The 13219-nt window shown below is 38.9% G+C and carries 12 protein-coding genes; all 12 read right to left on the bottom strand.

Features of this window, described 5'->3' with window-relative positions:
• Positions 1-132: 132 nt before the first annotated feature.
• Positions 133-912: a GTP-sensing pleiotropic transcriptional regulator CodY gene (codY, locus tag MHH88_RS05155; RefSeq protein WP_024362040.1), complete on the bottom strand. Its 780-nt coding sequence runs from the start codon at positions 910-912 to the stop codon at positions 133-135.
• Positions 913-998: 86 nt separating this feature from the next.
• Entirely contained in the window at positions 999-2399 is a 1401-nt protein-coding gene (hslU, locus tag MHH88_RS05150; protein ID WP_069510143.1) for an ATP-dependent protease ATPase subunit HslU, read from the bottom strand.
• Positions 2399-2944, bottom strand: coding sequence for an ATP-dependent protease subunit HslV (hslV, locus tag MHH88_RS05145; RefSeq protein WP_024362042.1), 546 nt, complete (start codon positions 2942-2944; stop codon positions 2399-2401). The genes hslU and hslV overlap by 1 nt, the downstream gene beginning before the upstream one ends.
• Before the next feature lie 22 nt (positions 2945-2966).
• Positions 2967-3866 carry a tyrosine recombinase XerC gene (gene xerC / locus MHH88_RS05140; RefSeq protein ID WP_069510145.1) on the bottom strand — a complete coding sequence of 300 codons (900 nt, stop codon included), beginning with the start codon at positions 3864-3866 and terminating at the stop codon, positions 2967-2969.
• 285 nt (positions 3867-4151) lie between these two features.
• Positions 4152-5465 carry an FADH(2)-oxidizing methylenetetrahydrofolate--tRNA-(uracil(54)-C(5))-methyltransferase TrmFO gene (gene trmFO, locus MHH88_RS05135; RefSeq protein ID WP_024362044.1) on the bottom strand — a complete coding sequence of 438 codons (1314 nt, stop codon included), beginning with the start codon at positions 5463-5465 and terminating at the stop codon, positions 4152-4154.
• Positions 5466-5483: 18 nt separating this feature from the next.
• Complete coding sequence (topA, locus tag MHH88_RS05130; protein WP_069510146.1) at positions 5484-7562, bottom strand: type I DNA topoisomerase; 2079 nt, start codon at positions 7560-7562, stop codon at positions 5484-5486.
• A gap of 91 nt (positions 7563-7653) precedes the next feature.
• Positions 7654-8550: a DNA-processing protein DprA gene (gene dprA, locus MHH88_RS05125; protein ID WP_339261733.1), complete on the bottom strand. Its 897-nt coding sequence runs from the start codon at positions 8548-8550 to the stop codon at positions 7654-7656.
• 28 nt (positions 8551-8578) lie between these two features.
• Positions 8579-8770, bottom strand: a complete 192-nt coding sequence (locus tag MHH88_RS05120; RefSeq protein ID WP_339261732.1) for a hypothetical protein — start codon at positions 8768-8770, stop codon at positions 8579-8581.
• A 1-nt stretch (position 8771) separates the two neighbouring features.
• Positions 8772-9674 carry a succinate--CoA ligase subunit alpha gene (gene sucD, locus MHH88_RS05115; RefSeq protein ID WP_024362047.1) on the bottom strand — a complete coding sequence of 301 codons (903 nt, stop codon included), beginning with the start codon at positions 9672-9674 and terminating at the stop codon, positions 8772-8774.
• 17 nt (positions 9675-9691) lie between these two features.
• The gene (sucC, locus tag MHH88_RS05110) at positions 9692-10852 is read right to left on the bottom strand and encodes an ADP-forming succinate--CoA ligase subunit beta (protein WP_024362048.1); all 1161 of its coding nucleotides are present in this window, start codon (positions 10850-10852) and stop codon (positions 9692-9694) included.
• Positions 10853-10992: 140 nt separating this feature from the next.
• Positions 10993-11316 carry an EscU/YscU/HrcU family type III secretion system export apparatus switch protein gene (locus MHH88_RS05105; RefSeq protein ID WP_024362049.1) on the bottom strand — a complete coding sequence of 108 codons (324 nt, stop codon included), beginning with the start codon at positions 11314-11316 and terminating at the stop codon, positions 10993-10995.
• Positions 11313-13208: a hypothetical protein gene (locus tag MHH88_RS05100; RefSeq protein ID WP_339261731.1), complete on the bottom strand. Its 1896-nt coding sequence runs from the start codon at positions 13206-13208 to the stop codon at positions 11313-11315. The genes MHH88_RS05105 and MHH88_RS05100 overlap by 4 nt, the downstream gene beginning before the upstream one ends.
• Positions 13209-13219: the final 11 nt, after the last annotated feature.

Below are 13219 nucleotides of genomic sequence, written 5' to 3'. Positions count from 1 at the left end.
GACATACCACTTGCACGTAAAGAAAAGCTAAGTAAGGCTTAACAAATTAACAATCTATAGTTGAGATAACTAAAACAACACTTAGTTACAGTGAAAAAGCTCCCTCAAATGATTTCGAGGGAGCTTTTTTAATTATTTCATTTTAATTTCAGCTAGCGCATTTAAGAACTTATCGTTTAATACTTTAATGTAAGTTCCCTTCATACCTAGAGAGCGTGATTCAATGACACCCGCAGATTCTAGTTTACGTAATGCATTGACGATTACTGAACGTGTAATACCTACGCGGTCAGCAATTTTTGAAGCAACTAATAAACCTTCGTTACCGTCTAGCTCTTCAAAAATATGTTCAATCGCTTCTAATTCACTATATGAAAGTGAGTTAATCGCCATTTGTACAACAGCTTTGCTACGTGCTTCTTCTTCAATCTCTTCTGATTTCTCACGTAAAATTTCCATACCAACTACTGTTGCACCGTATTCAGCTAAAATTAAATCATCATCTTCAAATTGAGCGGATAAACGCGCTAAAATTAAAGTACCTAAACGTTCACCACCACCAACGATTGGAACGATTGTTGTTAAAGCGCTTTGGAATAAATCTTTATTTTCTACAGGGAACGCAGTATGTTCATTGTTTATATCTAAGTTTGAAGATGTTTCTGAAATTGTAAATAAGCTATGTGTATATTCTTCTGGGAATTGACGCTCTTCGAACATTTTTTTCATACGCTCATTTTCAATTTGTTGGTGAATTGAAATACCTAGAAGCTTCCCTTTACGGCTGACAATATAAACATTGCTGTCAATAATATCACCTAGTGTGTCGGCCATTTCTTTAAAGTTTACTGGCTTACCTGCAGATGCTTGGAGCATCGAGTTAATTTTACGTGTTTTTTCTAATAAGTTCATTATGTGTTCCTCCTATAAATAATCCATACCGTATTTAGTTAATATTCTAAAGTTTTTTACAATTGAATGATACTAACAAGCCTTGCCTACAGTATAAACTGTGACAAATCTTTGTTTTTTACAATACCTGCTAGCTTTTGATCAACATAAGCAGCAGTTATTTCGATTTGCGCCGGTGCAATTTCAGACGCTTCAAACGATAATTCTTCTAACAAACGTTCTAAAATGGTATGCAAACGACGTGCACCAATATTATCGGTTTCTTGGTTAACCTCTGTAGCAATTTCTGCAATTCGTTCAATTGCATTTTCTGCAAAATCAATTGCTACACCTTCTGTTTCTAACAATGCTTTATATTGCAAAATAAGTGATTGATCTGGTTCCTTTAAAATACGAACAAAATCTTGCTTCGTTAATTTTTCTAATTCAACACGGATAGGGAATCGCCCTTGTAATTCTGGAATTAAATCGGATGGCTTTGACATATGGAAAGCACCTGCTGCAATGAAAAGCATGTAGTCTGTTTTGACCGCCCCATACTTTGTCGTCACAGTAGAACCTTCGACAATCGGCAAAATGTCGCGCTGAACACCCTCGCGTGAAACACTAGCAGAAGAGTTCGTATCTTTGCTTGCGATTTTATCAATTTCATCAATAAATATAATCCCAGATTGTTCTGCTCTAGCAATCGCTTCTTGTGACACTTCATCTGCGTCAATCAGCTTATTTGCTTCCTCTATAGTTAAAATACGACGTGCATCTTTTACTTGCACTCTGCGTTTTTTCTGTTTTTTAGGCATTAAGCTAGACAACATATCTTGCATACCACTATTTGCAGACATATCCATTCCTGTTCCTTGCAATGCATCAAAAATCGACGGACTTTGCTCCGTTACTTCAACTGTAACCCACTCATTTTCTAATTTGCCATTGCGTAAATCAATTGCGATTTGCGCACGTTTTGAACGCACTTCCGTTTCTTCAGAAGATGTATCATCATGCGTTTGTTGTTCTTTGCCACCAAATAACATTTCAAACGGATTTTGCATAGCCTGTTTTTTACGTAAAGAAGGGACAAGTAATTTTACAATGGCTTCATTTGCCAACTCTTCCGCTTGCTCCTTCACAGACTCCATCATTTCTTCTTTCACTAAACGATGAGAAGCCTCTACAACATCGCGTACCATAGACTCCACATCACGTCCAACATAGCCCACTTCGGTAAATTTCGTTGCTTCAACCTTTACGAACGGTGCATTCGTTAGCTTTGCAATTCTTCTTGCAATTTCAGTTTTCCCAACTCCAGTTGGTCCAATCATTAAAATATTTTTTGGAATAACTTCAGCCTTCATATCATCCGCTAGAAGAGAACGACGATAGCGATTTCGTAATGCAATAGCTACCGCTCTTTTCGCCTCATTTTGCCCTACGATAAAACGATCCAAATGCTCAGTAATTTGTCTTGGCGTTAAGTTTTGTGGTGTCATTAGTTAAGTGCCTCCACGATAATATTATGGTTTGTAAATACACAAATTTCAGCGGCAGTTTCTAACGCTGCCTCCGCAATCTCTCGGGCAGTCATTGTTTCACCTGCGTATTTTTTTAGAGCACGACCTGCCGATAATGCATAATTCCCACCAGAACCGATCGCTAAAATACCATCATCCGGTTCGATTACTTCTCCCGTTCCAGATACAAGGAGTAGTGTACTTTTATCCATCACAAGTAACATCGCCTCTAATTGGCGTAGCATTTTATCACCGCGCCATTGTTTTGCTACTTCTACAGCAGCTCGCTGTAAATTCCCATTATATTCGTTTAACTTCGCTTCAAACATTTCAAAAAGTGTAAATGCATCAGCTACCGATCCTGCAAAGCCTGCTAACACCTGACCATTAAACAGACGTCTGACCTTCCTTGCAGTGCCTTTCATGACAACCGCATTGCCAAGTGTCACTTGACCATCGCCAGCCATAGCGCACCCGCCGTTGTGATGTACCGCAAATATCGTAGTCGCATGGATTTGTCCCATTTGCCTTCCTCCTTAGCCTCTATTATGCCCTTGGATGGGCATTCATATATGTTTGACGAAGATGCTCATTTGTTACATGCGTATAAACCTGTGTTGAAGTTAAATGCGCGTGGCCCAGTAACTCCTGCACCGTCCGTAAATCCGCGCCATGATTCAGTAAATGTGTAGCAAAAGTATGGCGAAGCATATGTGGGTATATTTTCGTATGGAGTGAGGTCTTGTCAATCATTTCATTTAAAATATGACGTACCCCTCGTGGTGTAAGTTCCCCACCACGCATGTTGACAAATAATTGCTCATGACTTGTTTGTTTCATCAAACGTGGACGAGCCTGCTCTATGTAGTGCTGTATAGCCACACTCGCAAATTGACCAAATGGTATAATACGTTCTTTTCTTCCTTTACCCATTACCCGAACAATAGAATAACGGAAATCTATATCCCCTACCATAATGGATGTAAGCTCACTCACACGAATGCCCGTTGCATATAATAACTCTAAAATCGCCATATTGCGCAACGATTTCAAATCATCGCCTACATTCGCATCAAAAAGCTGCATCAATTCTTGTTCGTAGAAAAAGCTTGGTAAACGTGATTCTTTTTTCGGATGATAGAGCGATCGAAAAGCGCCATCATCCAAGCCGTGCTGTTTATTTAGAAAGCGAAAAAAGGAGCGGATTGATGAAATCTTCCTTGATACAGAAGTTCTTGCTTTCTTTTCATCGTACAACTTCGTTACATATAGACGTGCATGTATATACTCAACACTAGCTAAATCATTAACGCCCTCTGCCTGTAAAAACGCTAAAAAATCTAGTAGGTCTGATTCATATTCTCGCACAGTATGAACAGAGAAGTTTTTTTCTACCTGGATGTAAAGCATAAACTGTTCAAGTGCTTCTTGGGACGAAACTAACATGAAAGATTCACCACCAATGAATTATTCGTAACCTTCTCTCATTACTATTACCAACAAATTCAAATGGTAAAACAATTGTGGCCATCTAAATTAATTTGTCGCTTTAGTAATCTTTAAAAAACATACATATTGACACTATACCTATCTTCGTAATATAGCAAGTGAAAATGGTTATATTTTGAGAAAATCTCTATACAAAATAATAAAATACGTGTAAATAAGCATTTTGTCTACATAAAAGAAAAAGCCTCTAAGAGTATATCAACTTTTAGAGGCTTTTGGCAATTAAATTGTTTGTGAATTCACAAAATTTTGAATTGTGCTCATTGCACGAGCAGCATGCATTTCTGCACGTTCAGGTTTTGAACGACGTCCAGGTGGTAATTCAGGGAATATGCCGAAATTGACATTCATCGGTTGGAAGTTTTTCGATTGTGCTTCTGTTATATAACGCGCCATACTGCCCAATGCCGTTTCAAATGGGAAAATAATTGGCTCTTGTCCCAATGCTAAACGTGCCGCATTGATACCAGCAATTAAACCGCTTCCTGCTGATTCTACATAACCTTCGACACCCGTCATTTGACCAGCAAAGAAAATATTTTTTTGTTCACGTAACTGATATGTTTTCTCTAAAACTTTTGGAGAATTAATGAAAGTATTTCTGTGCATAACACCATATCGTACGATTTCAACATTTTCTAGTCCAGGAATTAGTTGTAGTACTTCCTTTTGCGGCCCCCATTTTAAGTGGGTTTGGAAACCTACGATATTGTAAAGGGTACCTGCAGCGTCATCTTGGCGCAATTGAACAACCGCATATGGTCGTTTACCTGTTTTTGGATCTTCAAGCCCTACTGGCTTCATCGGTCCAAATAACATTGTTTTTTCACCACGAGCTGCCATTACTTCGATTGGCATGCAGCCTTCAAAATAAATTTCTTTTTCAAATTCTTTTAATGGCACAACTTCTGCTTCAATCAATGCTTGGCGGAAACGATCAAATTCTTCTTTTGTCATAGGACAGTTTAAATAAGCCGCTTCCCCTTTGTCATAACGAGATTTTAAATACACTTTATCCATATCGATGCTATCTTTTTCAATAATTGGTGCTGCTGCATCATAGAAATATAAATAGTCGAGACCTGTTAATCCTTGAATTTTTTCAGCTAACGCTTTTGAAGTAAGTGGACCTGTTGCAATAACCGTAATGCCCTCTGGAATTTCTGTAACTTCTTCATGTATTACTTCCACTAGAGGGTGATTTTTTACCGCTTCTGTTACATAGCCTGCAAACTCATGACGGTCAACTGCAAGTGCACCACCTGCTGGTACTGAGCATGCATCGGCTGCTTTTAAAATAACAGAGTCTAATAAACGCATTTCTTCTTTAATAACACCTACTGCATTTGTTAGTGTATTAGCACGTAGTGAGTTTGAACAAACAAGCTCTGCAAATTTATCAGTATGGTGGGCAGGTGTTTGTTTAACAGGACGCATTTCATAAAGTTTAACTTTTACCCCACGTTTAGCAATTTGCCAAGCCGCTTCACTTCCTGCAAGGCCAGCACCTATTACATTTACAACTAGTTCAGTCATGTTCTTACCATCTTCCTATCATTGTGTTGGTGTCTCTTCATAGTCACATTTCGTACACTGAATTTGGACACCTTTTTTTAATTTTTTCTCTACTAATAATGCACTACATTTCGGGCATGGTCTACTAATTGGTTTATCCCATGATACAAATTCGCATTCTGGATATTGATTACATCCATAAAATAAACGCTTTGTTTTACTTTTACGCTCAACAATTTCTCCTGTTTCACAAGAAGGGCATTTCACTCCAATTGGCTTCATAATTGCTTTTGTATTTCGGCAATCGGGGAAGTTCGAGCAAGCCATAAATTTTCCATAGCGACCCAGTTTGAATACCATTGGTGAACCACATTTTTCGCAATCCTCACCAGCTGGTTCATCTTTAATTACTACTTTCTCCATTTCAGCATCCGCATGCTTTACATGAACTTCAAAGTCTTTATAAAAATCATCGATTACTTCAACCCATTTACGACTACCTTCTTCAACATCATCGAGATCTTGTTCCATTTTTGCTGTAAATTCGATATTGATGATATCAGGGAAAAATTCCAGCATTTGTTGGTGGACAATTTCACCTAGCTCTGTCGGCATAAATCTTTTTGCATCAAGCACAACATAGCCGCGGCGTTGAATTGTATCGAGGGTCGGTGCATATGTCGACGGTCGTCCTATTCCTAACTCTTCCATTGTTTTTACAAGACGTGCTTCTGAATAACGAGGTGGAGGCTGCGTAAAGTGCTGCTTCGGTTCGATTTCAAGTGATGTCACCTGATCCCCGATTTCCATTTCCGGTAGAAGTTTCGTCGTTTCTTCAGTTTGATCATCTGTACCTTCAATATAGAGTTTCATAAATCCGGCAAATTTGACCTGTGAACCGTTTGCACGGAATAAAGCATCGTTATTCTGAAGATCTACAGCTACTGTATCTAAAACAGCAGGTGCCATTTGACTCGCAATAAAGCGCTCCCAAATCAAACGGTATAAGCGTAGCTGATCGCGACTAAGCACTGTTTTTAACTCATCTGGTGTTCGCATCGTACTTGTAGGACGAATGGCTTCATGGGCATCTTGCGCATTCGATGCTTTTTTTGCCTGCTTCGTTTCTGTTGAGATATATTCTTTCCCATACTTTGTCTCAATATAAGAAACCGCTTCCGCTTTGGCAGTTTCAGATATACGTGTTGAATCTGTACGCATGTACGTGATTAAACCGACTGTCCCTTCTTTTTTACCAATATCAATACCTTCATACAATTGCTGTGCAAGCATCATCGTTTTCTTCGCACGGAAATTTAACTTTCGGGCTGCTTCTTGTTGTAAAGAAGATGTCGTAAAAGCAGGCGCGGCATTTCGTTTACGTTCTTTTTTCGTCACATTGACAACTTCAAATGCTGTACCTTTGACATTTTTTAAAACCGACTTTACTTGCGCTTCATTCGATAATTTGATTTTATCTTTGCCGTTACCATAATACAGTGCATCGAATGTCTTTTTGCCCTTTTCAAAAGAGCCTTCAATCGTCCAATACTCTTCTGGTTGGAAGTTTTTAATTTCATTTTCACGATCAATGATCATACGAAGTGCAACTGATTGTACACGACCTGCTGATAAGCCCTTCTTTACCTTTTTCCAAAGTATTGGGCTTATATTATAGCCTACTAGACGATCTAACATCCGACGTGTTTGTTGAGCATCCACTAAGTCCATATTAATGGCACGTGGGTTTTTAAAGGAATCTAAAATCGCATCTTTTGTAATTTCATTAAAAACAACTCGACAGTCTGAATTAATATCAATATTTAATGCAGTCGCAAGGTGCCAAGCAATCGCTTCTCCCTCGCGGTCTGGATCGGCCGCTAGATAGACTTTCTTCACTTTTTTAGCCGCAGACTTCAGTTCCTGCAAAACAGGTCCTTTTCCGCGAATCGTAATATATTTAGGTTCGTAATTATTTTCAGTATCTACACCCATTTGACTTCGTGGTAAGTCCCGCACATGCCCAACAGATGCTTTTACTTTATATTTTTTTCCTAAATAACGTTCAATTGTTTTTGCTTTTGCTGGTGATTCTACAATCACTAAATAATCCGCCATCTATGTCTCCCCCTTAGCGAGGTCTATTGCTAATTTTTTAAGTTACCTGTTGCAAAATGTATAACAGATTTTAAGATAATGCAACTTTTTTTCAATTTTTGCTAGAAAAGAGCGAAAGTGTTTCAACGATTTGGTGACCATCGCACACGGGTATGGCTCCTTCTATAAGTAATTTATTTGTTCCTTTTGACTGCTCTTTATTAATCGGTCCTGGAACGACAAATACATCTTTACCTTGCTCTAATGCGCATTCTGTCGTAATTAATGTCCCACTTTTTAGTGCAGCCTCCGTGACAACGATTGCTTGAGTTAGACCACTTATTAACCGGTTACGCATAGGAAATTGCCATTTTGCCGGTCGCATATAAGGTGGATACTCTGTAACAAGTAAATGGTTTTCTGCCATGTGCTGAGCAAGTGCTTGGTTTTCCTTAGGATAGACATAATGAAAACCATGACCTAACACGGCAATTGTTTGTCCACCAAATTTAATCGTCGCTTCATGAGCCATTGTATCAGCACCTCGTGCAAGCCCACTGACAACCGTATATTCGTGCGCAACAAGCGGAGGGACGATTAAGTCCATTGCCGTTCTTGTATAGGCTGTAGCCTTTCGAGAGCCTATTATAGCTATCCGTTTATCTCTTGCTAGCAGCGCAGACTGACCTTTCACATACAATACAGTAGGTGGACTAGGTATTTCAAATAATTGCGCCGGGAAATATGGGTGATTAAATGGTATGGGGAAAATATTTGCTTGTGCGTAAGCCTCTTCAAATGGCAAATTTCGAACACGTTGAAAATTCCGAATCATTAGCAGCGCTTTTTGCCACGTTATTTGCAATGCACCCGCAATCTCTTCAGGGTGCGCTTCTTCAAAATAACTCAATACATCCACCGGGGACAATAATTGTTGAAGTTTTTGGAGTGGTAATGGATATACATAATGCATAGCTAGTAATCTCTGTGTATCTACTGAGAAAATCATTTAAAAACCTCCTTTATAATAGAAGAAATTAAATGACCGCAATTGTTATTTCAGCACAAAAAATAGAATATGAGCCGTCCTGTAGCTTCGCCTTGTCGACTTTTGTTGTGTGCGTTTCGCATGTAACTGTCCAAACACCGCCGTTTGTAAAGCTACGAACAGGTTTACCATCTACCGAAACAGAGAAAAAGATGTAGCCACAATGTGCTACATCTTCCATTTTAATGGGTTTTACATTTTTCGTATAGCCCTTTTTCTTTAATTACCTTAATAAGTGTTTCGCCGATAACAGATGGTGTTTCAGCGACTTCAATACCAGCTTCGTTCATTGCTTTAATTTTTTCAGCAGCCGTTCCTTTACCGCCAGAAATAATGGCACCCGCATGTCCCATACGTTTCCCTGGAGGTGCTGTTTGTCCACCAATAAAGCCAACAACCGGTTTTGTCATATTTGCTTTAATCCACTCAGCTGCTTCCTCTTCAGCAGTACCACCAATTTCCCCGATCATGACAACTGCATATGTTTCAGGGTCATTGTTGAATGCTTCAAGGGCATCGATAAAGTTAGTCCCATTTACAGGGTCTCCTCCGATACCTACAGCCGTTGTTTGACCAATACCCGCTTGCGTCAATTGGTGTACCGCTTCATACGTTAATGTGCCAGAACGTGAAACTACACCAACATGCCCTTTTGTATGAATATAACCAGGCATAATACCAATCTTACACTCATCAGCCGTAATAACACCTGGACAGTTCGGACCAACTAGGCGTGTTTTTTTGCCTTCCATAAAGCGTTTAACCTTCACCATGTCAAGGACAGGAATATGTTCTGTAATACAAATTGTTAATTCTAGCTCAGCATCAACAGCTTCTAAAATGGCATCTGCTGCAAAAGGTGCTGGTACATAAATAACCGATGTTGTTGCACCTGTTGCTGCTACAGCCTCAGCTACAGTATTGAACACAGGTACGCCTTCAATTTCAAGACCTCCCTTACCAGGTGTTACGCCTGCTACGATTTTTGTACCATAATCAAGCATTTGCTTCGTATGGAATAGCGCTGTTTCGCCTGTAATCCCTTGTACAATTACCTTTGTATCTTTATTAATAAATACAGCCATTGTTCTCCCTGCCTTCCTTAGCCTACTAGTCCCACAATTTTTTGTGCACCGTCAGCCATTGAGTCTGCTGCCACGATGTTTAAACCTGATGCATTTAAGATTTCTTTACCAAGCTCTACGTTTGTACCTTCTAAACGTACTACTAACGGTACAGATAAACCGATTTCTTTGGCTGCTGTTACTACACCATCAGCGATAATGTTACACTTCATAATGCCGCCGAAAATATTAACGAAAATACCTTTTACATTTGAGTCAGAAAGGATAATTTTGAAAGCTTCTGTTACTTTTTCGGCTGTTGCGCCGCCCCCAACATCAAGGAAGTTAGCGGGACTTCCGCCATAATAACTAATTGTATCCATTGTTGCCATTGCTAGGCCCGCACCATTTACCATACAGCCAATGTTGCCATCTAGTGAAATATAGCTAAGGTCATATTTCGATGCTTCGATTTCTTTTGGATCTTCTTCATCAAAATCGCGTAATTCGACAATATCTTTATGACGATACAACGCATTGGCATCAAAATTAAATTTAGCATCTAGTGCTACAACCTCTCCTTGTCCAGTGACAACAAGTGGATTAATTTCTACTATTGAAGCATCTTTGTCGATAAATGCTTGATATAAACCTAACATTAATTTAACAGCTTTCCCTACTAGGTTTGCTGGAATATTCATATTAAACGCCATACGACGTGCTTGGAAGCTTGTTAGTCCAATTACAGGATCAACCACTTCTTTGAAGATTTTTTCTGGATTTGTTTCAGCTACTTCTTCAATATCCATACCGCCTTCTTCTGAACCCATAAATGTTACACGAGAAGTAGCGCGGTCTAATACTAAACTTAAATAATACTCTTTTTGAATATCAGAGCCCTCTTCAATATACAAGCGTTTTACTTCTTTACCTTCTGGACCTGTTTGATGAGTTACTAAAATTTTACCTAATAACTCTTTTGCGTATGTACGCACCTCATCAAGGTTTTTTGCGATTTTGACACCACCAGCTTTACCGCGTCCACCTGCATGAATTTGCGCCTTGACCACGGTTACATTTGAGCCAAGTTCCTTCGCTACCTTCACTGCCTCATCAGGGGAAAAAGCAACTTTTCCATTGGGTACTGCAACACCATATTTTCTCAGAATCTCTTTCCCTTGATATTCATGGATATTCATAATACATCCTCCCATCAAACATTTGCATAAAATTGTTTTACTAACATAATCTATTCTAACGAAAGATTCTGATAAAGTCTACACTTTGTCTTTTGTTCGGATTTTATCTAAAATTATGACGTTTTCTTCTACTTCGTGTACTAAAACAGAGAATTCTTGAAATCAGAATTCTTTATTTTTTCTATATTTTTGCTATGTTGTTGGTCTAGATGATAAATAAAAGCAAACACTTCAGCCACCGCTTGATATAATTCTTCAGGTATTGACTCATTTAAATCTAATTGTCCAAGTAATTGCACAAGATTCGGATCCTCATATATCGGCACATCATGTTCACTTGCACGTGCCAATATATTTTCAGCCACTTTCCCTTTTCCTTTTGCTACGACAGATGGGCTATCAAATTGTCCTTGTTTATAAGTGAGGGCAATCGCTTCTTTACGCGTCTTTTTTTCTTCACTCATATACGGAAATCCACCCCACTAATTTCCTCCTGCTGTTGTACTACAGGGGTTGTTTTTTCAAGTTGGGCTTTTTCAAATTGTTTAATAAAGACTCCCGATAGCTGATAATTTTTTTTTGCAAGCCCTAATTTCAATGCTGTTTTTAGAGATTCTGCCTGAAAAGCAATATCTGAATTTTCGTTAAATACTGTGACAGTGACGACACGATTTTGAACTTGCATATCAATTACGGTTTCTTTCATTGACTCCATTTGTAAATAAAACAATATACGTGCGTAGTTGGCATCAATCTTTCCGTCTTCTTTCATACGGCCATTCCATTGTAACGTGGCATCCATTTTCTTCCCAAAAAATTCAAGGGGCACTTGCATCACGAGCTGGTGTTGATGACCATTTTCTCCTGACACAAGTTGCATACCATTCATGCGTGTCATTAACAGTTCAGCCGCTTCCCTTAGTTGTGGCGTTATTTGAGCTTCTTGAAGCAATGTATGAAGCTGTGGTTTTAATTGGTGCGCAATTGCTTGTAAATCCGCTGATTTACTATTAAGCGTCGCCTCGTAACTAATGCCTAAACTTTTCAATACCGTTTTAAGAGCATGCTCCATCGCTTTACTATCCATTGAATTTCGTACATGTGCATCAGCTTCTGTAAGCATTTGTTGAATAGTTGGTTGTGGCGCCTCCGTACTTTGTTTTACAAGATTTCGCATCAGCGCTTCATTTTGTACTGGAATTGTCGACTCTTGCTTAAACAATGATAATAAATGTTCTTTTACAGAAAGCCCATTGCCATCTTGCGTAAATAACCGTTCAGGTGCATTGTGAGCGAACGCTTTGACTAGCTGCTCTTGCATTTGCTTCGCAAAAATCTCCAATGTTTGTTTATTAGTTGGTAATTGATTAAATCGATCAATCATTTGGTTCAGCTGTTGCTTTTGCTCATTGGACAATAAATTTTGACTCGCTGTCCAAGATTTTAGCTGTTCAATAAGCTGTTGTTTCTGTTCTGGTTTTGTCGCTAAAATTGTTTGGATTACTTGGCCCGCCTGCTGAAGTTGACCTTGTTGTACAGGTTTTGCTTCATTTAGGGACGACCAATTTTGTAAAGTTGCTTGTTGCGGTAAAATCCCCGCTTCTTTTAATAAAGTTAAAACTTGTAATCGTTCACTTGCTGATGCTGCGTTATTAGTTAAAAGTTGAATCGATTTTGCGAGCAGTAACGTACCTGTTTCTGCCTCGAAAGGTTTTGCAATGGCTAACACTTGTTGCATCAAATTTTGTTTCACATTAGCTTGTAATGCTGAATCCTTCGCTAATAATTGTGTAAAATTATCCATTATTGCCGACATACCGGATGTTTTTTGCCCACTAACAAGTGCTTGAAACACATCTTGCGTCATTGGCATTTTTAGCTCAACCATTTTTTGAAGCGCTTGTAAGGCATCTATCTTTGTCACACCTTCAGGCAATGCCTTCATCCACATTTCAGCTTGCATAAGTTGCTCTTTAGAAATCGGTATTTGAGCCTTGATAAAGTGCGCTAACACCTGTTGCATTTCTGACGTTTTGGGCAAATTCATCGAATCTAGTAGCTGATTTATTTGTTGGTTTGTAGAAACCTCTTGCCCCATCGGTCCTGTAACAACTTTTAACTCTGTTTGAGGACTTGTCCCTGTTACTTGAAAGAAATGGGCGTCCCCTGCTTTTAGCGGTACTTCCAGTTTAGCAATCAGTTTTTGATTGCCTACTTGGACCTCTGCCGTTTGATCTGGATATAATTGTTTAATCGTGCCATGAAATACTTGTCCTTGCTTTAATGCCAGCGGTTGATTTGCTGGAGTTAAAGTAGTTTGTTGCATTTGTATTGGATTAAACGATGTTGCTGTCATCTAATTACTCC

Origin of the sequence: Lysinibacillus sp. FSL K6-3209, assembly GCF_037976175.1 — a bacterium.
GTDB classification, from domain to species: Bacteria; Bacillota; Bacilli; order Bacillales_A; family Planococcaceae; genus Lysinibacillus; species Lysinibacillus sphaericus_D.
This window is presented reverse-complemented; position numbering and strand designations above follow the sequence as displayed.

Coding starts and splice junctions, on each gene's coding strand:
- sucD (WP_024362047.1), bottom strand. CDS start 9,674: ATGGCTGTATTTATTAATAAAGATACAAAGGTAATTGTACAAGGGATT.
- hslV (WP_024362042.1), bottom strand. CDS start 2,944: ATGGGACAAATCCATGCGACTACGATATTTGCGGTACATCACAACGGC.
- hslU (WP_069510143.1), bottom strand. CDS start 2,399: ATGACACCACAAAACTTAACGCCAAGACAAATTACTGAGCATTTGGAT.
- topA (WP_069510146.1), bottom strand. CDS start 7,562: ATGGCGGATTATTTAGTGATTGTAGAATCACCAGCAAAAGCAAAAACA.
- MHH88_RS05105 (WP_024362049.1), bottom strand. CDS start 11,316: ATGAGTGAAGAAAAAAAGACGCGTAAAGAAGCGATTGCCCTCACTTAT.
- sucC (WP_024362048.1), bottom strand. CDS start 10,852: ATGAATATCCATGAATATCAAGGGAAAGAGATTCTGAGAAAATATGGT.
- trmFO (WP_024362044.1), bottom strand. CDS start 5,465: ATGACTGAACTAGTTGTAAATGTAATAGGTGCTGGCCTTGCAGGAAGT.
- dprA (WP_339261733.1), bottom strand. CDS start 8,550: ATGATTTTCTCAGTAGATACACAGAGATTACTAGCTATGCATTATGTA.
- MHH88_RS05120 (WP_339261732.1), bottom strand. CDS start 8,770: ATGGAAGATGTAGCACATTGTGGCTACATCTTTTTCTCTGTTTCGGTA.
- xerC (WP_069510145.1), bottom strand. CDS start 3,866: ATGTTAGTTTCGTCCCAAGAAGCACTTGAACAGTTTATGCTTTACATC.
- MHH88_RS05100 (WP_339261731.1), bottom strand. CDS start 13,208: ATGACAGCAACATCGTTTAATCCAATACAAATGCAACAAACTACTTTA.
- codY (WP_024362040.1), bottom strand. CDS start 912: ATGAACTTATTAGAAAAAACACGTAAAATTAACTCGATGCTCCAAGCA.